The sequence below is a fragment of the Symmachiella dynata genome (assembly GCF_007747995.1).
GTDB classification, from domain to species: Bacteria; Planctomycetota; Planctomycetia; order Planctomycetales; family Planctomycetaceae; genus Symmachiella; species Symmachiella dynata.
In genome coordinates this window covers 3,814,989-3,836,512 of sequence record NZ_CP036276.1, presented here as the reverse complement: position 1 = coordinate 3,836,512, position 21,524 = coordinate 3,814,989, and the positions used below count along the sequence as shown (strand labels likewise).

At 54.0% G+C, this 21,524-nt stretch carries 15 protein-coding genes; 8 read left to right on the top strand and 7 right to left on the bottom strand.

The features are described 5' to 3' along the window. Positions 1-192 precede the first annotated feature (192 nt). The 5 genes from Mal52_RS14665 to Mal52_RS14645 form a co-directional block, all read right to left on the bottom strand. Positions 193-1,341: a VWA domain-containing protein gene (locus Mal52_RS14665; RefSeq protein WP_145376945.1), complete on the bottom strand. Its 1,149-nt coding sequence runs from the start codon at positions 1,339-1,341 to the stop codon at positions 193-195. After that, positions 1,334-3,823, bottom strand: coding sequence for a DUF5682 family protein (locus Mal52_RS14660; RefSeq protein ID WP_145376944.1), 2,490 nt, complete (start codon positions 3,821-3,823; stop codon positions 1,334-1,336). Before Mal52_RS14660 ends, Mal52_RS14665 begins: the two co-directional genes overlap by 8 nt. A 9-nt stretch (positions 3,824-3,832) precedes the next feature. Next, a complete protein-coding gene (locus Mal52_RS14655; RefSeq protein WP_197533960.1) occupies positions 3,833-4,975 on the bottom strand; it encodes an ATP-binding protein in 1,143 nt (380 codons plus the stop codon). A gap of 123 nt (positions 4,976-5,098) precedes the next feature. Then, positions 5,099-6,202, bottom strand: coding sequence for a hypothetical protein (locus tag Mal52_RS14650; RefSeq protein ID WP_145376942.1), 1,104 nt, complete (start codon positions 6,200-6,202; stop codon positions 5,099-5,101). Beyond that, on the bottom strand, positions 6,199-6,549 hold the full coding sequence (locus Mal52_RS14645; RefSeq protein WP_145376941.1) for a hypothetical protein: 351 nt from the start codon (positions 6,547-6,549) through the stop codon (positions 6,199-6,201). The genes Mal52_RS14650 and Mal52_RS14645 overlap by 4 nt, the downstream gene beginning before the upstream one ends. A 142-nt stretch (positions 6,550-6,691) precedes the next feature. Here Mal52_RS14645 and Mal52_RS14640 point away from each other — a divergent pair, with 142 nt between their 5' ends. After that, a complete protein-coding gene (locus Mal52_RS14640; protein ID WP_145376940.1) occupies positions 6,692-9,307 on the top strand; it encodes a pentapeptide repeat-containing protein in 2,616 nt (871 codons plus the stop codon). Positions 9,308-9,853: 546 nt separating this feature from the next. Here Mal52_RS14640 and Mal52_RS14635 read toward each other — a convergent pair. Together Mal52_RS14635 and Mal52_RS14630 are read right to left on the bottom strand one after the other, a co-directional pair. Continuing rightward, a complete protein-coding gene (locus Mal52_RS14635; RefSeq protein ID WP_145376939.1) occupies positions 9,854-10,231 on the bottom strand; it encodes a terminase large subunit domain-containing protein in 378 nt (125 codons plus the stop codon). Positions 10,232-10,427: 196 nt separating this feature from the next. Beyond that, positions 10,428-12,602: a S1C family serine protease gene (locus Mal52_RS14630; RefSeq protein WP_145376938.1), complete on the bottom strand. Its 2,175-nt coding sequence runs from the start codon at positions 12,600-12,602 to the stop codon at positions 10,428-10,430. Between the two features lie 429 nt (positions 12,603-13,031). Here Mal52_RS14630 and Mal52_RS14625 point away from each other — a divergent pair, with 429 nt between their 5' ends. From Mal52_RS14625 to Mal52_RS14595, 7 genes are all read left to right on the top strand, one after another. Then, positions 13,032-13,316, top strand: coding sequence for a transposase (locus Mal52_RS14625; RefSeq protein WP_197534927.1), 285 nt, complete (start codon positions 13,032-13,034; stop codon positions 13,314-13,316). A gap of 50 nt (positions 13,317-13,366) precedes the next feature. After that, the gene (locus tag Mal52_RS14620) at positions 13,367-14,296 is read left to right on the top strand and encodes an IS3 family transposase (RefSeq protein WP_231962381.1); all 930 of its coding nucleotides are present in this window, start codon (positions 13,367-13,369) and stop codon (positions 14,294-14,296) included. A gap of 330 nt (positions 14,297-14,626) precedes the next feature. Then, positions 14,627-15,445, top strand: coding sequence for a hypothetical protein (locus tag Mal52_RS14615; protein WP_145376936.1), 819 nt, complete (start codon positions 14,627-14,629; stop codon positions 15,443-15,445). 276 nt (positions 15,446-15,721) lie between these two features. Next, positions 15,722-15,946, top strand: coding sequence for a hypothetical protein (locus tag Mal52_RS14610; RefSeq protein ID WP_145376935.1), 225 nt, complete (start codon positions 15,722-15,724; stop codon positions 15,944-15,946). 71 nt (positions 15,947-16,017) lie between these two features. Beyond that, entirely contained in the window at positions 16,018-17,427 is a 1,410-nt protein-coding gene (locus Mal52_RS14605) for a hypothetical protein (protein WP_145376934.1), read from the top strand. Continuing rightward, on the top strand, positions 17,424-18,695 hold the full coding sequence (locus Mal52_RS14600; protein ID WP_145376933.1) for a toprim domain-containing protein: 1,272 nt from the start codon (positions 17,424-17,426) through the stop codon (positions 18,693-18,695). The genes Mal52_RS14605 and Mal52_RS14600 overlap by 4 nt, the downstream gene beginning before the upstream one ends. A gap of 70 nt (positions 18,696-18,765) precedes the next feature. Then, on the top strand, positions 18,766-21,495 hold the full coding sequence (locus Mal52_RS14595; RefSeq protein ID WP_145376932.1) for a hypothetical protein: 2,730 nt from the start codon (positions 18,766-18,768) through the stop codon (positions 21,493-21,495). Positions 21,496-21,524 lie beyond the last annotated feature (29 nt).

Below are 21,524 nucleotides of genomic sequence, written 5' to 3'. Positions count from 1 at the left end.
ATTCTTAATCCACCGTTTTATAATAAGGTCCCGCTCTCCGTGCGCGCACTCCTGAAAACCTTCTGATTTAAACTCCAATTAGCCGCTGGTTACGATCAGTTCCGGCAAAAGTTCTTCCATGTGTTTTTCTTGCGAACCTCCTGTTGATGTTCGAATTCTGTTCGTAAATGTTGGTGGACTGCGCCGGCAGGTTTATCCCAATATTATCTGTGCCATACACTCCGCCAGATTCTCCGGTGTGCAAACCAAAATGTCCATGCCAGCTTTGCGGCACTTTTTGGCCGTGGCTTTGTTGTAGTCCGGTCGCGCGTCGTAACCCAATGCCCCCAAGCCGATCAGGCGAATTCCCGCTTGCGCCATTTCGCCGATTTTGTTGACAAGGTCGCTCTCAGAGCCTCCCTCGTAAAAGTCCGTGATCAACACCACGATCGTCCGCGCCGGTTCGCGTGTGATCTGCTCGGCATAGGTGACGGCCTTGGCGATGTTTGTGCCGCCCCCCAATTGGACCGAGAGCAGTATGTCTACAGGTTGTCCAACCATCTCGCTCAGGTCGGCAATTTCAGTGTCGAACAGAAACAGGCTCGTCCGCACCGAAGGCAACTCGTAGAAAATCGACGCCATGATCGTCGAGAAAATGGCCGAATCGAGCATCGAACCCGATTGGTCCACAGCAACGATGATGTGCCAGGGACGTTTTTTGCGCTCCGCGGCGTAGAAATAAAGGCGGTCCACCAACAGCCGCTGGAGATCGCGGTCGTAGTTTTTTAGATTGCGGCGAATCGTCGTACTCAGATCGAGATTGCGGTACACCGCCCGCGGCGAATGCTTATCGCGGCGAATCGCACCGGTGATCGCTTGTGCGATCTGAATCTGCATCCGCTCCTTAAGTTGCTGTACCACTCGTTCAATCAACTTGCGGGCCAGCACGCGGGTCTTGGGCGTCAGCAGGTCCCGGTGCGTCATAATCGTCTTGGCCAGATCGACGTTAGGCTCGACTTTTTCCAAGAGCTCCGGCGACTCGAGCAATTGATCAATGCCGCGGCGACGAATCAGTTCGCGCTGCATGACCTCCTTGGCTTGGTGGGGGAACAACTCATTGACCGCTTCCACCCATTCCGGCACGGTGAGCGGATGGCCCGCCGGTCCTCCGCCGCTGCGTTCCCCCCCCTGACTCCCGCCGCCGCCTGATGCACTGTCATCGAACAAGAAACCCACCAATGATTCGATACGCTGGCAGGCGGCATCCTCCTGGCAACCGATGTTGTGTGCTTCGGCATCTTTGCCCAACACCAGACGCCAACGGGCCAATTGGTGAGATTCAGGATGAACGGGATTACTCATCGATAATGCTCCAACGTTGCATGATCTCGGCAACTTCGCGGTCAATCCGCACAATATCTGCCGCTTCGCCGACGGAGATGCTCAGTTTTTGCAAAGTGCGTGCCTCGGCCAGACCGTAAAGTTCAGCGACGCGAGTCGCAAGTGAGTCACGGTGATGGGCGTGCAGCAGTTCCATCGCCGCCCGCAGCCGCGGGAGCATGACAATGAACGCATCCCATTCCGCGGCACGAACTAATACGTCCAGGGCATCAACCAGACTACTGCTCCCGCCCATGATCGAGACCCGCGACACCGAAATCACGCCGTGCACAAAGTCTCCGGCAAGGGCCATTTTATCCTGCGACGAACGGGCATAGGCCAAGATTTCGTCAGTAATCGTCTGTTGCGATTCGATCTGTATTTCGACGGCCAATCCCAACAGTGCTCCCTTCAGAAAGGGAACCGTCGATTCTCGCGACGCGCTGGCTACATAATGTGCGAACAATTGCCGTTGCGCCGGATCATCCCCTTTCACCACAATTTCTGCCAGCGTAGTCAGGCCGTTGACGATGTGCGGGAAGTGATCATCCGGAGCGGCAATGATGTCGATCATTGCAAAACATGCACGGGTAAAAGCACGATTCAACATGCGAGCGATTTGCTCTCGTTTTATCGCTTGGTGCACCGCATAACGATCGAGCACAGAAAGCTCCGCGACCGCTCGGCAAAGCGACTCGAAACGGGGGTCCTCGTCGATGGCATTAACCGCTAATTCAACGACTTGGTCGACCAGATGGGGAAGATCCATTTTCGTCCCGTCAACGAGAATGCCGCATATCACGCCGGATTGCCCATGGTTCTCGGCGATGATTTCGCGCATTTGATTGACCGCTGCCGCGTCGATCGAATCCCCCAACAGATTCTTTTCGATCAACTTGGCTTCGACGTCGGGACTCCATTTCGTCTGCCACCGTTCCCGAAAAATCAGTCCGGTATCAAAGTCGGACTGAGGCGTCGCTTCCATTTGGCAAAATGGGATTTCGATGAACCGCAGCCGATGAAAGAATGCCGCTGTTTGGAAATCCGCTATTTGCCGCTTGTCGAGTTCGAGCCGTTCTCGTTTTTCGCGGGCGACGAGTCTTCCCAGTTCCAGCCGTTCGATTTGATTATAAAAGTCGTCGACGATTGGCAACCGCGGAACCCCCGACATGACCTTGCCAACGCGATTGCCGATATTCACCGCATCGATGGCACGACCGAGTCGGGCACCCTGCTCGTGCGGATCCCCTTTGCAGCAGCAGGTAAACAGGGCGTCGTGTAGATCATCCAAGATCGGAACGTCCCGCCCCCGCAAGGCGGCCAGCATGCGCGCGTGCTGCGCGACGGAGATTGCATCAGCCGCGGAGAGCGGTTCGCCCATATTGCGAGCTTCCTGCAAAACCGAAACGACATAGCGATTGCGGGGATGCGGCTCGTTGCCAGATAGTGATTCCCAGTGCAACTGGTAAAACTGCGGCGCGCGATTGCCGGCACCATATCCCGATAGGTCAGCGATGCGAAACGTCGAATAAGGCACGACCGTCGTGTAGCGGGTTCCGCTGGGAATTGTAGGAGGCGGCTCCGGATCATCACGGTTTAAAAACGCGTGAAACCCACCGCAGACGATCATAACCTCGTCGTCCCGTATTCCGCTTTCGGCAATTTCTTGGCGAATGAAATTCAGCATGAAGCGTTCGCGATCCAGTGTACCGTCTTCGGCAATTCGTTGAGCCGCACAGGAAAGTCGGGCGGCGCAGCAAAATGCCAGCATCTCTCGCCGGTATTCTTCCGGGTCGGCGAACGCGCGGAATTCAAAGAGCGTATCCCAACCCTCGTCCCAAGATTTGTAGCCCCCCGCCGCTGCCAGAGATTGATAGAAGTCGCTTTCCGCAATCAATTTCTCGGTATGCCAATTGCGACTACCGGATTCGTCGATCGCATTGGAGTCCGACGTGTCATCCTCTTCGCCACGCTCGTCCGATTCGTGCAATAACTGCTGTACCTCCCGATCAAGGCGGCCGTAGTGCGGAAGATCAAAAAACCGCACGTCCGTCCCAATTTCCTGGGCTGTGCGGATCGCCACCAGTTCGGGTGAGTAGTCAATGAATGGATACCAACAGGCCCAGCGCGGCGGGATGTCTTCGGACGGTGAGGCGATACCCGCCAACTGAAAAGAGTTATCGTCGTCCGAAAAACAGGAGTAGATCGCGACCGGCGGGCGCGTTTGCCGGGATGCCAAAAAGGGAATCAGGTGGTTGGCATCGCTGGGGCCTTCGACGAAAATCCGCCGCGGGCGCCGCGTGCGAATCGCCGTTTCCAATAGCTTGGCGACCGCGGCGGAGTGGTGCCGCACTGGGAACCAGTACCACGGTTCGTCGAGAATCGCCTGAGCACGTTCGGCAATACTCGCGACCTCCTCCGCAACCTGATCCCGCGGCGTCTTTGTTGGACTTGCTTTTGCCAATGGTCTGTCCTAGGGGATGATCTGACTCATGGTGTTATGAAATTCGTTCCACCGCTTGTCCTTGCCCCGACGTTTGGCGATCAACATGGCGTATTCCTTGAGAATCTTCGCATCAGCGGGATCTTCCTTGACTATGCTACCGAGGATATTGCGGGCGACGTCGGCAGCAGAGACTTTGCCGGCACCAAAGTATTGCGCATACAGGGCCGCGTCCAACGCCACACCTATCGCTTCGGCGGTCGAAAGCGTTGTCGAGGGTTGTTTGACTTTGATGCCATCATTCGTTTTTCCCTGTCGCAATTCACGAAACGCGGTTGCCAACAGTTCAATAATCGGTCGCGGGATCTGCAATTGAACGTCGTAGTGCTGCATTAACTCTGCGGTTCGCTGCTCGACGATTTCAATTTCCGTGTTCTGGTCGGCCACGATCGGAATGTGAACGTAGTTGAAACGTCGCTTGAGTGCGGCCGAGAGATCATTCACGCCTTGGTCGCGTGTGTTCGCCGTGGCAATCACATTAAAGCCCGGTTTGGCCCACATGGTATTGGCGTCCGGCAGTTCCGGAATGACGATGACTTTGTCCGAGAGAATCGAAACCAACGAATCCTGTACGTCGGGGACGCAACGGGTGATTTCCTCAAACCGCAATAATCCGCCCTGCCGCATGGCAACCATCGTGGGGGAGGGGATCAGATTGTCGGGGCAGGGGCCATCGGCGATGACACGGGCGATGTTCCACGAATATTTGATGTTCTCTTCCGTCGTCCCGGCGGTGCCTTGAACGGTCAATGTCGAATTTCCCGAAATCGCCGCGGCGAGATGCTCGCTGACCCAACTCTTGCCGGTTCCCGGTTCGCCCACGAGCAGCAGTGCCCGCTCTGACGCGAGCGTCACGATCGCTCGTTCGATGATTCGCTCATCGCCGAAGAACTTTTTGGTGATTTCGATCTTGGTCTTTGTGCCGTCGATCGTTACCGAAAGGACTTTGCCGCCGATCAGGTAATCAAGCACCGCACGCGGTGAGAGAATCCACGATGCCGGAGCGATGCCCGTATCATTTTGCCGCAATGCTTCTATTTGGTCGGCGAATTGAACTTCGGCCGGCTTACGGAGTACAGTATGGTCGGAATTCGTCGATTTATTTTTCGGCAACTGAGTTGCCGATGAGGTCGCTCTTCGAGTCCTGGTTTTCTTTTTGGCCATTGATCCGCCGTAAGATGAACAGAAGTAGATGGAATGTAACAAATAAAAATGAGAAACGGGCTCTTGGAACAATTACCTGAAGTTCAGTACCGACAATAACGCTTTGCGGTCGACGGCCTTTTCCGATATCGTGATGTAATTGGGCTGTCCATCGTCAAACAGCGTCAACGGCTGCACGACCAGTCGTGCTTTGGCGTAATGCAACACGCCGTAAAGTGGGGGCGGATCATCCTTTTCTACCTGCGCTTCCAGCGCCGCTTTTGCAGACTCCCCTTCCACCGAATCGGCAACGACGACGTCAAACTCCGTCCCCAAATAATTCAGCGGAAAGACGTGCTGATTGTCGGATTCACGTAGTTCCGCGGATCGCAGCATATAGTCGTCGAACATCACCTCCTCCTGCAACTCGACGTCGACTTCGAAGGGACTGATCTCATGCTGGGTGATCCGCTGTCGCGCCCCAGCGGGCTTCCAATGCAAGTAACGCGTCCAATCGATCGAGCCTTCGACAGCGCTGACGGTACTTTCGTTGGTCAACTGCAGCTTGCGATGTCCCAGCGGTGTCTCACCGGCCATCGCAGACGTGATCTCGATCGGCTGCCTTTCCAAAAACAGATTGGCGGAAAATTTCTGTTTTTGGGGAATATGTAAGAATCCTTCGGGCGGAATTTCCAATCCCGGCCGTAAGGGGAAGACGGTAGACCACGTCCAATATTCGCCGTCGTCGAGTGAACGCAACCGGAATTCGAACGAGCAGAAAGTGCCCGCTGCGATTTTTTTTATGACGCCGAGACAGACGACGCGGAGCGTGTCGATTTTTTTCGCCGCCGGTGTTCCGAAAAGTTGTTCCAGCCGAGCGTCGTCGCCGTCATCCAGCGATTGTTCGATCCCTTTGCATAACAGCCAACTGCGATTGAGGAAGAACATCAACCGCGGCTGTGAGAATCGCGGATCGTCTTTGACGAACCGCGCAATCTCCTCTTGTGTGTTTCTCAGCGTACTTCCCAAGCGAAGCAGTTTTAGCCGCGCTGCTTCTTGGAATGTCACGGCAAAGCTCTGGTGCGTGGCATCGCTGGCGGTCGTCAGCCCCGCTTCCAGGATCTGTTCGATGGCAGCGGCGGTCCGGTGCAGATGGGGAATCAACGACTTTCTCTCTGAGTGCGAGAGCGGCTTCATGCCTCCTCCCCGTGTTCATTGTCGACAGCAAAGCTGTCGTGAACCGCGCAAAGCCCGCCGAGTTGGAACTGCGCGGCTTCTAGAGTGAGCGCCCGTTCAAACAGGCGGAGCGTAGTAAGCAATTCCAACAGCCGCGCTCCGGCATGTTTGTCCTGCTGTTCGGCAGATTCTATGAAACGCCGCAAACGCTGCGCGAGGAACTCCGCCCCCATCTCCTCGATTGCGGTGAGCGTGTTGCGGAGCCAATTCAACTGTTCGGCGGAAATGACGGCGATTCCGCGGAATCCCGCCGCTTCGACTTCGCGGTGCACCTGCAATACGGTCGACAGTATTGCGTTGTTCGACATCGTATGTTCATCCGATCGTGAATCACCATCAATCCAATTTCAGTGGAATCATCGGTAGGTATCTTATCCACGTGATTTCGTCAAAGCAATACGTTAGAATGAGGCACAACAAATCTCCCGCAGCGCCACACAAGGAGCGATCATGCCAAAGAAAAAAGCCGCTCAGCCGCCCGCGATTCCGAAGCAGTTGTTTCACAATCAAAAAGTCTGTCTGGCCGGCCGTTTTGACTACTCCCCCAACAAAGACGAATTGGTGCAGTTGCTGGAAGCCGAGGGAGCGACGCTCGTCGACGACGTTAAGCCGGAACTCGACTTGCTCATTGTCGGCTCGGGGCGACGGAGCGCTAAACAAGCGAAGGCTGAGAAACTCAATACGGCTGGCAAAGCGACGATTCACCTTGTTGAGGATTTGAAAACATTGGTCACAGTGTCCCCCGACGAGTGGTTGAAACTTCTGGCCATTCCGGCGAGATTGCCTCAACTCGTCCGATTGACCACTCCATCCTGGTTGTTTCAAGATTCGATCAAAATCCAGTCGGCAACTTTCCAAGGCACAAAGTGGGAGGGAAGCGAGTCGCAAGAGATCAATCTGCAAAAACTGTGTTTTGAAGGTTGCTCTTTCTCGAATTGCAAAATGCGGAGCGTATCTTTGAGTGAATGGGGGTGGCAGCCGATCAAGGAGTGTATGTTTGACGGCGGTCAATTCGACAGTGTTGAGTTTGGCAATACATACGATTGCAGTTTTTCACAGCTGCGAGGCAAAAACATTAGTTTTGACAGCGTGAGGCAATGCCGATTTGAGAAAGCACGTTTTTCCAGCGTATCAATGTATGTTATGAACGGTTGCGAGTTCCACAATTCAATCGTCACTAACCTGCGATTGCGGAGTGATGACCGCGGCACCCATATCATCGCCTCGAATTTTTCCCACACGACGTTCGATCACATCACCTGCGGCAGTCCAGTCGAGAGCGTTGATGATCCGGGAAAATTTGTTTTTGAATCATGTACCCTAACGGACGTTGTGTTTCGCAATAGCGAGTTGCATATTGCCCGGTTTTCAAAATGCCGCTTGCAAAACGTCAAATTCCAAAAGCTCGAATTTGGCGACTTTATTTTCGACGACTGCGAGTTGGTCGATTGCCAATTCATCAATTGTCAAGGGCGTCTGATCGATTTCGGCAACTCGCACCAGACCGAATGCACGCTCGATAAGTGCCAGATACTATTTGCACGGGCCAACGACGCACAACTGGCGCAAATGAAACCGGTTCCGGCGGAAACCTTGTGGAACCCTGCCTCGTATCAAAACATCGAGCAGTTTGTAGACATCGCGTTTCAATCCGGTCGCCTCGAATTCACGCTGAATTATTCTATTGACGACAAGGATGCTACGGAATTGCATTTCATCATGAATGCTGGCATCGACATCCTATATAAAAGTGCGAAGAGTGGAATGGACGCGAATCAGCGGACCTATCTTTATGGCACCAAGGCTACGAAGGATGACATCCGACGGAATTTACTCGGCGCTATTATCGAATCTGGCATGACTGACATCGATCCCGGTTCGATCAGGACGAAATCATCCAAGTGTCCCCTCAAACCAGCGGAGCTCAAACAACTAATTTATGTCGCGAACTGCGAAGTGCTGGGCAAACCGCCGCAAACCAAGGAGGAGATCGCCCAATCGCAAAAAAAAACGAAAACCGAAGCGGCAAACTTGCGGAAGGAAATTCTCGCTGACTTGGAAGCGGGCCGCGTGGCGCAATTCAATCGTCGCGAGTTAAACGGCAGCAAGAATGTACCAGCGTTTAAGAAGTCCAAATTGGCGGGCGCCAAACTCAAAAAAATCAAACTGGTAAATTTGGATTTTTCCGACAGCGATTTGTCCGCTGCTGATCTAAGTGGTGGCAATTTAGAAAATGCCCAACTGCGCAAGGTCAATCTAACCGAAGCCACGTTGAAATCAGCAAATCTCAAAGCAGCGAACCTCCGCGGCGCCGACTTGACAGCTGCTGATTTCACCAAGGCGAAGCTGGTGGAAACCGTATTGACCGGTGCCAATACCAAGAAGGCAATCTTTAATGGCGCAACGATCAAACAGGTCGACCTATGCGGCGTTGACCTGTCGACCGCGGAACTTGGCAGTGCGAAGCTCGCTAATTGTTACTACAACGAAAAGACAAGATTTCCTACATCGGTCACAACGGACCACTTGAAATCATTGAACTGGGTCGGTGGCGGACTGCCACCACATGAGCGCTCGCAGAATAAACCGGCCCAAGGTCCGCTCGACTTTGATAGCTTTATGGAGCGGCTCAACGAAATCACCGATTCATCGCGGCTCAAAAAGGCGACCAAGATGCTCAAGGCGGACTCGTTTCAACTCTTTTCTGAAATTGCCACTGGCAGCGTCGCCGGCGTCGTCAAGAGCCAAACCGACAGTGATCTCGTCTATTCCTGTTCGCTCAATCACGACGGTCAATTCGCCTGTTGTACGCAAAACCTCAATCCTTGCGGGGGACTCCGCGGTTCGATTTGCAAACACATTCTGGTGTTGGTGATCGGCCTGACCAAAAGCGGCGAACTCGATGCCACGGCCGTTGACGAATGGGTCAATCACAGCAAATTGAAACAGCCAGAACTCGATAAGGACAAGATGAGCGAAATTTTGCTCAAATACAAAGGCGCCCAAGCCGGCGAAATCGACTGGCGACCAACCGAGACGGTTCCGGAGGACTACTTTGCGTTTTAATCTCAGTAAGATGCGCGTCGAGCTGAGACTGACCATCCTTCAATAGGATTGTGATAACGTTAGAGGAGTTATTCAACTAGCACCTACGCGCAACTTGGCCAGTTACTGCGCATTGACAAGGTCATTTCTCACTTCACCTATCTCGCCCGAAGCCACAACGCGAGGGGCTCATTCATCACGAGATCCCCGTTCAAGATCCTTATAGAAATCTCCGTCGACATTCAGGTGTGCATATTTCAATTGATTATCGCGAACTCCTGATGCTCTACAATGTCGAGAATGCGGGCCCGTTTCCGTATCGAACACCGGCACAATCATGGCCATCCCGCCGTTGAGCCCATCAACAGAAAGCCAATCATTCCATTCTTCGTCCTTCGGTCCATGCATTAACCCCTGGCCGTGATAGGATCGCGTCGAGCCCCAGTGGAAAACGTACGATGGTGGGTGGATACGACTTGGATTGACAGTGGTGGCAACGCCCGCCTGTCGCTGCAAAAGCGTCTGGTCTAAATCCCCCGCATCGACGGTTGCACGCAGATGCCCGCGTTAAAGCGATCGCAGCCCATGCTTCTCATACACGCTCGTGCACACGTCCTGCGTGCTCGCCCGGTCCAGTCCCATGATCAACGCCACGATCCCGTCGATCCGCTCGACGCTCTTTTTCTTGGACGGCTTCCAGTTGTCGGCGGCGTCGGTCTCGATCGAGCCGTCCAGCACTTTCAGCATATAGTCGTGCTGTTCCCAGCAAATCGAATGCCGGTCGTAACCGGCGGTCGTGATTGCCAATTGCATCGGTTGCCATCGTGATGCACCGGCGTAGCGGAGCGTGTCCCACAGATCCCGAGTCCGCTGGGCGTGAAGTTCATCAATCAGCACCGCATGCGCGTTGAGTCCTTCCTTGGCCGCGCTAGACCACCCAGCCAACCCGAAGTCGCTGACCTATTCACGCCGTCTGTTGAATTTCATCGGCAATTCAAACTCGCGTTTGCAGCGCCAGCATCAACTGGCACGAGGGGATATGCGCTAAGTGCGGGGGTGCCGACGGTTTGTCCTGTTATCCGATGTCCCTTCAGTGTCGGCCATACCCATGGAAATCAGGACAGGATCACCTGTGAACGATTTACGGTTTGCGCACTTCAAATTCAAAAATGACAGGGCCGTAGTTCAGCCCTGAGGTTCTTGAACAAATGAATTTGACGCGTTCGGCCGGCACAGCCTCTGGCAAGTCAAAGGTAACGAATTGCGTGAAGGATTCCCCATTGCGCTCGATCTTCGGGTGTTGGCCATCCTTGACATCCGCGACAACTGTCTGATCTTCGCCATGTTCGAGAATGATCTTGTAGTCCAAAGGCTCGTGGCCGTGGACATACAGTTTTGTTCCCATCGGAATCAACATTCGAATCGTCTTGACGCTGCTGCGCTCTGGGAAAGTGATCACCAAGTGATCCGGAGTCGGTGGACGGCTGCCAGGGAACCAATACTCACCATGACTTAAATCGTAGCTTCCATCGACTGCTTTTCCTGGGGCCCCATTTTTTTCCGCCTGGGAATTGGCACTTGTCTCAGCGTTTAAAGCAACGTTGGACGAGGCTTGCGCCGTTCTTTGCTTGCGCAGCAATTTGAAACGATACCAGGCGCCGCCCGGCTCTACGTCTCGCAAAACCACTACCATGTCGTGGCTGCGACGTAGCGAAGTGATGCTGCTTCGGCCACCGGCGATTGAAGAAGGATTTGGATTCTCCCCAATTCCCAAAAGTTGAAAGTCCAGATCAAACGTACGCAAATCGACAGGAAAAAGACCAGATTCAAAGGGGAGGTGAGGGGCAAATTTCTTAAAAACGGTATGCCACGGTTTACCATTGACTTCGATGTCATGCTGGGTGCCGGGCTTAGTTCCTGAATAGTGCTTCCAATACAAGCCAAAAGGAGTGATATGCAAGTCGGATGCGTCATCGAGAAACACGTTCACGACGATTTCCTGTTCACCACCGGCTTCGGGATCGAGCAATAATTGTTTCACTGGCGCGGGGGCAGAATTGTCGTCTCCTTCCACAGGGATTCTCCCGCTAATCGTGGAGATAACCTTTTCTCCATTCATGGCCGCAACCTCATAAAGTATTGAGTTCACGATCGGATTAACTTTTGTGACTTCAAGCGATTCTCCCCTAGGCGGAAACAATTCAACAACATCCATTCCAAGATCTACGCGTACTGCACTGCACGAAAATAATCCACCAGTAAATGTTTTGCCGTCTCTCATGGTCACGCGGCGCTTATCGCCGAACTCGATTTTCTGAATGTCGGTCAGGCGGAAGGTCTTGTCGTCAAGCCTGATCCATTGATTTTGCGTGACTCCATCCAAAGACAACTGTCCGAGTTTTACTCGAGTATGGACGACAGCCGAATCAACAGTTTTAGAAACCGGAGTTGTGTTTGCTACGTATTCGCCGGATTGGCCTTCGACCATTGAGACTGTTTTCGAATTGCCCGCCTCGGAAGTCAATGTGATTTCCACTCCCGTGAGATGTAAAGGAGCGTCTTGTGGGTTTCGCACTTGGACACGAAAACTGCAGGGACGCAACAAATTAGCTCGGGTAATCTTCCCTACGTTTAGCGTAAGCCGTGGTTCGCTTAAGAACTTTTTGACAAGGCTGACAGGAATCGCGAAACTGACGGCGGACCCTGGTATCCCGGAAACAACAACTCCAATTACTGAACCGTCCTGAGCAAGGATCGGACCGCCTGAATTACCGGGATTCAAACTTGCATCAATTTGCACCAAGGCTAACTCTTCTTTAACCTTACGCAGCGAAGTGATCTTTCCGGTGCTAACGCTGATAGATGGATACCCTTCTTCTAAAGAAAGCATCTTTCCAAATGGATAGCCAAATGCGGTGATGTCATCAGTCTCACTGAGATTCGTATCGATTCCCAACTGCAGAGGCGAGAGGCCGGTGGCACGGTCGACACGCAATAGAGCCAAATCATATTCGCGATTCGTGTGGACAACTTGCGCCTTCAAAACTCGTTGGCCTGTATCACCTGCATTCAAGACTAAATCGACGTGCTGGTTTGAATCCAGAGCCGCGACGACGTGATAGTTGGTAACAAATAGGCCGCTGGAATCGATACAGAACGCCGTGCCGCTTCCCAAAGGGCCCAGATCCGCTAGCGCGGTCGACGATTTTCCAGCGCGTACAAAATTGTCCTGCGCACCACACGTAATACGTGTTTGCAATGAGAGGGCCAAGATTGCCAGGAGAATAGACAGCAAATTCGATCGATTGAATGACATTGCCCACTCCTCACCTTTACTCGGTCTCGCAGAAGTTGTAATCGGCCGTCGTGCCAAACTTAAAAGCGGTATATAGCGTGTGAGTCGATATTAGGGGGTGAGGACAGTGACGGCATCGTTCCACCGAATGTGATCCGAGTAGAAAATGCTGACACTCGCCGAAGTACATCTCGCAATCCGCTAAAACTTCAACAATCTGGCCAATGCAAAGAAATGCAATTCGTGAACGAAGCAGTCAGCCAAGGACACCAACTTGTTGGACAGTCAGATTCTCCGCCGACGCTCACCGCAACCTTCCCGTAAATGTGGACGCTTTCTCGCTGCCATTAATTGTATGGGGCATCGGCTTGGATGCAAGTGGCCTGCCTTTAAAAAACTGTGCCATTGGTTATGAAGGTTTCTGAGCGATTTTTGCAAGGAGATCTTTTAATGACGAAACGACGCAGGCGGCATTCGCCGCAGCAGATTGTGAAGAAGTTGCGTGACGCCGATGCGATGCTCAATGCCGGGCAAGACGAAGCGGTCGTGCTGCAGTCGCTGGAAGTCAGCCAAGCGACATTGGACCGTTGGCGGAAACAGTACGGCGGGATGAAGTCGGAGGAGGCGATGCGACTCAAGGCCTTGGAAGATGAGAACCGGCGGCTGAAGGAAATCGTGGCGGACCAGACGTTGGACATCAAGATGTTGAAACACCTTGCGGAGGGAAACTGGTAAGCCCTTCTCGAAAGCGTAGTGCCGTCCGTGAACTGCAACACACGTTTGCGGTGTCGGAGCGGCGAGCGTGCCACGTGGTGAAGCAGCCTCGTAGCAGCCAACGCTATGTGGCGCAACCGCGCGACGATGAGCATGGTTTGCTCAAGCGGATGCTGCAGTTGGTAGGCCGTCGTTCGCGGTTCGGTTATCGCCGCATCGCCCATTTGCTGCGTCGCGAAGGTTGGCGGGCGAGCGACACGCGGGTCTATCGGCTGTGGCGTCGAGAAGGGCTGAAAGTGCCGCAGAAGAAGCGTAAGAAACGCCGTCTGGGAACGACTGCCAATGGCTGTCACCGGCGAAAAGCGGCGTCCCAGAACGATGTGTGGGCGTGGGATTTTGTGTTCGATCGCACGGCGAGCGGCAGTCCGCTGAAGTGGTTGTCGATCGTCGACGAACACACCCGGGAGTGTTTGGCTTTGAAAGTGGATCGCAGCATTACAAGTGAAGATGTGATCGACACGCTGGCGGAATTGTTCGCCATGCGGGGCGTGCCGCGTCATGTTCGCAGCGACAATGGTCCGGAGTTTGTGGCGCAGGCGCTTCGGAGTTGGTTAGGACAGTTGGGCGTGGAGGCGTTGTACATCGCGCCGGGCAGTCCGTGGGAGAATGGTTTTGCGGAAAGCTTTCACAGCCGGTTTCGTGATGAGTTTTTAGCGACCGAGGAGTTTGAAAGTTTGCGAGCGGCACGACAGCTGACAACAGTTTGGCGTGAAGATTACAACGAGCATCGGCCACACAGTTCACTGGGATATTTGACGCCGGCGGAGTTTGGGCAGAGGTTGACCTCAGCTCGAACTCGACAAACGGGGTCCGCCCCGCCCACCATCGCCGCCCCCTCGGCCCCTCCCGCTACGCAGGCCGAGGCGACAGCGAAGGCGAACGGGGCTCACGAAGCTTCCGATGAAAAACAGGACGTGCTTTACCTAACCCGATCTTCATAAGCGGTGGTACAGGAATTTGATGCAGGTCACAAGAAGAATACATTTCCGGGAAAGACTTGGCATCGGAGCGATCATTTCCCCCAACTCTCCACGGAAGGAATTACGCAAGTCGCTTTCCTATTGCGGCTGCAAAATAAGCCAGATACCTCCCCGTGCCAAACCCTCTTCGTATAGAGGGAAACAAGTTATCCAAATTCCTTTCGAACTGGAACGTACTGCGTGACCGGGTAAAATCGATTTACGCGGCTAGGGCGACGGCCCGAAAACCAGTTCCATCCACCGGCTCGCCGCGTTTCTTCTTGGGTGGTCACTTTTGGATGAGGTGGCGGCGTGGATTGGAGTTATTTGTCCCAACAGTTTGGCCAAGCCCAGCATTCGCGAGATTCCTTTGTTGGCAACGGCGGAGCGGTGGTGTGGAGCCAATATGGCGATTCTCGTGAACGATGGGAAACGCATAATTTCATTACTGGGCAGGCAAGATTTACCGAACTTGCGGTCACTGCCGGCCAGTATTTAATCGCTAGCAATGTGACCTTACTAAATGAAATCGAACAAGAACCGGACGACTTCGCACGATGGTGTCGGTTTTTGCAATCTGAGTTTCCAGCCAGATTTCGAATGGAGCAGCCAATACAGCTGGAATTGTCTAACGACGGTATCCAGACGACTCAATGGTTGCTGCGCGGTTACATTCGGCAAGTGGAGCAAGTTTCCGTATCCGCATGCGAACGGCTGGCCATCGAATCTCCACCATCAGGAATAGCAAATTACGACGACAGCATGTCCCATGGGGGTGACAATATTCCCCAGACTACGACTGAGCTAAAGCCCGTCGTGCTCTTGACTGGGTGGCGGGAAATCACTTCGGCATTAGAACTAAAGTCGGACGAGCAGTCGAAAGTTAAGAGCCTCAACGATCGCATGGATGGCCCCATTCCCAAGCCGCCTAAAGGCGGTCAGCCAATCGTTGAAAAAACCATATTGATTGCATGGTGGAATTCGCTGGCGGTCAAGCAACAGGAATTGGCAAACCAGCAAAGTGGTAAAAAACTTTCGGCGGAATCCCAGCATGACTCTGGTCGCGACGGAACTGCCGCGCCAGAAATCAAAGGAGGAGTCAAAAAACGCAGACGCGACCACAAAACATAGCAAAACATACGAAAACATACCAAAAGGTATCCGTGGCGTGTTGCTTCCCATGAGTTTATAGGGAGGGCAACACGCCATGCTTGTTTATAGCGACGATATTGACCGAAAACTGAATTGGAAACAGGGACGGGCTGAGCGACTCGCTCGTCAACGGCGACTGCCGCACGTCATCCTTCCGGACGGTTCGATCCGATTCGATCCAACGGAAATCGAGGCATTGTTGGTCCGAGTGCCCGCAGTCGTCGTAGGTAGCTGCGATCGGGGAGGGGCAGCGCAGTGATCAAGTCGTCGCCCAACGCCGCTGACCCTGCGCCCGCGAAACCGGATTTCACTGTCGAGGGCACAATCTCTGATGCGGCCATCTCGGCCTTGGCGACACTTCTGCTGGACTTTGTCGAACGCGAGCAGGACCAGAACGCCGCCGCCGATCCGCCTGATTGCACCCCGGATTCGGTCACGGCCCACTCCCCGGCGACGATCCCCATTGAAAACGCGCATTGAGTAACGACCGATTTAGCAAGCTGAATCCACATTCCCAAATCCCCGTTTTTTACAAATCGAAAGGCTGAACGATGGCTCAAGTGCTGGAGCGTACGACATTTCAGACGTCGCGTGAAATGGATTTCTTCTCCGAGAAAGAACTGACTACGCAGACCGGGCACGGCATTCAGGAGTGGCCACTGGTCGTCATCAAGGAATTGACAGACAACGCACTCGACGCTTGTGAACAAGCCGATGTTACGCCAGTGATCCATATAGCTTGTGACGCGGGCGGGATAACCGTTCAGGATAACGGACCGGGTCTGCCGGAGGCTACTTTGGCGGGCGCCTTGGATTTCACGGTTCGGGCTTCGAACCGGGAAGCGTATGTGGCGCCCGACCGGGGGGCACAAGGCAACGCGCTGATGACGATCCTATCGATGCCATTTGTCGTCGATCCCGGCGATGGCTGCCTGGTCGTCGAAACGGGTGGAGTGCGGCACCGGATCATTTGCCGTGCCGACCCGATTACCCAACGTGCGATTGTGGAGGATGAAACCGAGTCGATTCCCGAAGTTCCGGGCACCGTGATACGCGTGCAGTGGTCGGAGAATCACAATGACAAGCACGAAATTGTCTGGCCATTTGACGACATGACGGTCGTGCCCGGACCAAAGACACTCTGGTGGGCCAGGGAGATCAAGTTGCGAGTGCTGGCGATGGTTCGCGGTTATGCACTCTTCAATCCACACCTCACGATTTCACTGGATTGGTTTGGCGAGCAGACGCACTTTGACGCTACTAATACCGCGTGGAAAAAGTGGAAGCCGAATCAGCCAACGTCGCCGCATTGGTATGGCCAGTCCCACTTGGAACGATTGATCGCTGCCTATGTGACGCACGACCGCGACCACGGCACGGACCGCACGATCGCCGAATTCGTTTCTGAGTTCGATGGCCTGAGCGGGTCTCGCAAACGGAAGTCCGTCCTGGATGAAGCGGGACTGCAGCGCACCTGCCTGTCGTTTCTAACGGAGGGAGGTACGTTCAACCAAGAGGCCATTGCCAAGCTTCTGCAAGCCATGCAAGCACATACCAAACCGGTCAAGCCATCGCGGTTGGGGGTGATTGGCAAGGATCACATCTCTGAACGACTCAAAGAGCTAGGGGGCGATCCCGAGCAAATCACATATGACAAAACAGCCCGCGAGGAAGAGGGACTGCCATACGTGCTGGAAGTCGCATTCGCTTGGTTGGGAGACGACGCGCCGGACCAGCGTCAGGTCTTCGCCGGTGCCAACTGGTCCGCGGCGATTAACAATCCATTTCGTTCATTCGGTCGTGCCGGCCAGGGACTGGAAGGGTTGCTCTCCGACCAATTCGCCGATGCTGAACAGCCGGTTCTGTTTCTGGTGCACCTGGCGCATCCACGCGTGGAATATGCGGATCGCGGTAAATCAGCCATCGTCTTGAAGTCGGGTAACAAGGAGGTGCAAGCATGAGCATTGCCGACGACTTGATCAAAAGTACCAAGAAGGTGACGAAGAAATGGGAACGCCAGCGCAAATCCGAAATCCGTAATTCGCGGAGCCGCTCCCAACGCCGGGAAACGTTCTCCTACGATCGTGCGGAATATATGACTGAGGCCTCTGAGGTCGTCACCCCGCAGGCGTATGCCCAGGTTTCGGGGACCAGAAACCTGCACGCTAACGCCCGCCAGATCTTTTACAAAGCCCGGCCCCAGATACAGCAGCGGACGGGTAAGACGCTCCGCGACGACTACTTCACGCAAACATTACTACCGAAGTACATTGCGGATCACCCCGAGGAAACTAAGAACTGGAAGGTGGTTTACGACGCGCGGGGGCATTTGGTGGAACCGCACTATCAGTGGCGAAGGTCCGAACCGTTGGCGTTGGGCACAATCGAGGTCGACCGCTACTTGCGTGACTGCCACGTTGGCGCGGACGTCGAGTTGGCTTTTCCGCAATACCCGTCCGACTTTCCCACCGCCGGTCCCCGCAATCGCTATCGGGCCGTGCTCTACATCGAGAAGGAAGGCTTCGCGCCGCTGTTCGAAGAAGTACGACTGGCCGAGCGGTATGACATTGCCATTATGAGTTGCAAAGGACAGTCGGTCGTCGCCGGACGAAGGTTGGTGGACGAACTGTGCCATGGTGACGTGCCGCTGCTGATTCTGCACGATTTCGATAAGGCGGGATTCCTGATCTCTGAGCGGCTTGTACAGACGTCATTCCGCGCTCAGGAAACCAATACCGAGCGTTATCGCTTTCGCAACAAGATCAACGCCATCGATCTGGGATTGCGGCTGTCCGACATCGAAGAATGGGGCCTCGAGCCGGAAGAGTGTGAGTTCAAAGGCGGTTTTGACAGCGACTCAATCGCTACCCAAGAGGAGCAAGAATTCCTGCACGCAGGGCAGCGGGTGGAATTGAACGCTTTCAACTCCGAGGACTTCATCACCTGGATCGAAGGCAAGCTCAAAGAGCACGGAATCGAAAAGGTGATCCCCGACAAGGATGACCTCGAGGTCGCTTATCGGCGGGCGATGAAGATTGCCCACGTGAATGAGCAGATCAGGGAAAACCTGGATCGCGCCGAAGAAATTGCCGCGAATGCTCAGTTGCCGCCTGGGCTACGGCAGAAAATCGAGTCGCGACTGAAAAAGGACCCGACCCTGGCCTGGGACCGGGTGCTGGCGGACATCGCGGTGAACAACCTGGATGATGCCGACGATTCAGCAAGCTAAATCCACCTGTCAGAATTGGGCGTTTTTTACATTTTGCGGCGGATGACTGTAGGCCGTGGAGAAGACTCAAATGGAGCCCCTCATTCAATACCAAACACCGGATTATGGTGAGCATGGTCCCGCCGTCGAAGTCGGTGTGACTTTCTTGCAGACCCTATTCTCAGAATCGGACACAATCCTGTTCCGTCCCATCGAGACCTGGGTGGATTCGGGGCGAAAACGTAGTCGGGTCGACTATCACAACACGAGGTACCGTAAAGCGGAGCCAGAGTTATTGCGGCTCAACCTGCTATACCTTCTTCGCCGTGCAGCAGAGAGCAATCTAAATCTTTTCTTCGGTGTGTGTCCTCGCCTTGGCGATGATGGTCGCTTCGATTTGGCTTGGCAAATACGAACCGTCCGTGTTCTATGGTCTGACATCGATCACGTCACTGTTGATGAAGCCCACGAACGAATTGCTAAGTCTGGGCTACCAATACCAACTATCATCGTAAATTCTGGGAATGGCGTACATCTGTATTGGTTGCTGGATGAACCGTACCTCATTGACGACGTAGATGATCCTCCGGCGGTGGAAACGGAATGGACGAAAACGCGTGATGGCCGGAATCGCCCTCGTAAATACATCCTAGAGGATGGCGACAAGGTCTTCCTGGATCAGCGGCAACACATTTCACGGCTCAGTGTTAAGGCCGAGCACCTTCAAAACGTCCTGGCGGGAATCGCCTCAGCGTTGGATGCCGACCACACGACGGACCTGTCTCGTTTGTTGCGGCTACCAGGTTCGTTGAATCGTAAAGATCAACGCAACGGGCAGGAGCCAATACCAACAGAACTTGTGAAGTGCGATGCCACCCGTAAATGTTCACTTTCAGACTTTGAGCCATTTATAGTCGAGTCGCCAATAGCTAAACGTGCGAAGCAAATTGTCGCGATGCCGCTGCCGCACGTCCGCAAGCCCTCACCATCGAAGGTCGACAGACTTGCTGAACTCATCGCCGGCAGCTCGATTGCCGAGGCAGGAAGGCGCTCCGAGGCCGATTTCGCGGTTTGTTGTTATGCCATCCGTAATGGCATCGCCAAAGAGGATGTCTGGGCACAAGTCGAATCGGTTGGCAAATTCGCCGAACAAGGTCGTCGGTATTTCGATCTCACTTGGGACAACGCTGCCTATGATTCCCAAGTAACAAAGTACGACGAACTTCAGAAACGTGATGTGACGAAAACGCTTAAAGCCGACGCCGTCCCCCAAACAGCGTGTGCGGACGTGGAAGGCGATTTAGAGGAAAGCGATCCCAATCAAAGTGAAATGCGTCCAACAATCTACGTTGACCCCACGACGGTGCAGGTTGGCGACACGTTGCACGAAGTCACGGACTGCCTCATTCAGGCGGGAAATTGTTTCAATCGCACCGAGCAGTTGATCGTTATCAATGGCACACAGACATCATCGATTCTTTCTGCGGCAGAGTTGGCAGGACTGCTCAATCAACATGTGGAGTTCCTATTCGTAAAAGACGAAGCCGCGGAATTCAAACCGTTTCCCTCCGCCTATGCCAATACTTGGCTCAACAATCACCGAGAAAAAACGCGTTTACCGGTAATTTCACTGTTCACTCGCAATCCTGTCTTCACCGAAGATTGGCGTCGCGTTGCTCCGGGCTTCGATGCCCCGACTGGCATCTATTACGCCGGTCCGCCGATTGACATCCGCCAAGGAACCAAGCATCTGGACCACCTGTTGTCGGATTTTTGTTTCAAAAGTATCGGTGATCGAACGAACTTTCTCGGCGTGCTGCTGACGACACTCTTGGTTCCGCGTTTTATTGGCTCAAAGCCGGCCGTGTTGCTGAACGGTAATCAACCCGGATTGGGCAAATCAATCTTAGCGCAAATCATTGCCACGTTGAGGGACGGACAACCGGCGGAAACTGCGACCTACAACCCCAACGACGAGGAATTTGAGAAACGGTTGGGCGCGATTGTGCGGCGGGGGACGACGACGATCATCATCGACAATGCCAAAGGTCGTGGTCGCAACCCCCGGATCGAATCGGCGTGCTTAGAACGATCGGTCACTGATCCCATACTCTCATTCCGATTACTCGGACAATCAGCAACGATCCGTGCCGAGAATTCCCACATATTTTGTATCACGGCCAACTCGCCAGACGTGAGCCGCGACCTCGTCACACGCAGTATTGTCATCAATCTGTATCACGAAGGCGATCCGAAACGGCGAGGCTTTTCGATAGCCGATCCGGAAGGATACGCCCAACAATACCGGACGGAATTGCTTGGCGAATTGCTTGGCATGGTGGAGCGCTGGAAGTATGACGGCATGCCCCAGGCTAATGTACACACGCGCTTCAATAAACGAGGTTGGGGCAACATCATCGGTGGCATTCTTGCAACCTGTGATCGCCAGGACTTTCTGTCTAATGCCGACGAATCCGCCTCTGAATTGGACGAAACACGACGTGATTTCAGTGAACTGATTTCGCTGATCGCTAACCATTCACAGGGGACCTGGACAGCATCCCAGCTTGCTCAACTATGCGGGAAGCACGGCCTACTGGTTGCGGACCTTGGCGAGGGCTCGCCACGCTCCTTGGCAACCAAGATGGGGACAATTGCCGGCCGGTTCGTCGCAGAGCCTTTTTTACACAATGACGGCCGTGCAGTTGTGTTCCAAAGATCGACCGATCGCAAAGGAAACATCTACCGGGTGTCATTTGAGAACAATGTGCCGAACCTTAGCCCGTCTGCCGAACCTCTGCCGAACCTCGAAAACATGTAGGTTCGGCACGTCTAACTTATTGAAAGAGA

Excerpts from the sequence above, each read along its gene's own strand:
- Mal52_RS14665 (WP_145376945.1), bottom strand. The coding sequence starts at position 1,341 with ATGAGTAATCCCGTTCATCCTGAATCTCACCAATTGGCCCGTTGGCGT.
- Mal52_RS14650 (WP_145376942.1), bottom strand. The coding sequence starts at position 6,202 with ATGAAGCCGCTCTCGCACTCAGAGAGAAAGTCGTTGATTCCCCATCTG.
- Mal52_RS14645 (WP_145376941.1), bottom strand. The coding sequence starts at position 6,549 with ATGTCGAACAACGCAATACTGTCGACCGTATTGCAGGTGCACCGCGAA.
- Mal52_RS14640 (WP_145376940.1), top strand. The coding sequence starts at position 6,692 with ATGCCAAAGAAAAAAGCCGCTCAGCCGCCCGCGATTCCGAAGCAGTTG.
- Mal52_RS14630 (WP_145376938.1), bottom strand. The coding sequence starts at position 12,602 with ATGTCATTCAATCGATCGAATTTGCTGTCTATTCTCCTGGCAATCTTG.
- Mal52_RS14625 (WP_197534927.1), top strand. The coding sequence starts at position 13,032 with ATGACGAAACGACGCAGGCGGCATTCGCCGCAGCAGATTGTGAAGAAG.
- Mal52_RS14605 (WP_145376934.1), top strand. The coding sequence starts at position 16,018 with ATGGCTCAAGTGCTGGAGCGTACGACATTTCAGACGTCGCGTGAAATG.
- Mal52_RS14600 (WP_145376933.1), top strand. The coding sequence starts at position 17,424 with ATGAGCATTGCCGACGACTTGATCAAAAGTACCAAGAAGGTGACGAAG.
- Mal52_RS14595 (WP_145376932.1), top strand. The coding sequence starts at position 18,766 with ATGGAGCCCCTCATTCAATACCAAACACCGGATTATGGTGAGCATGGT.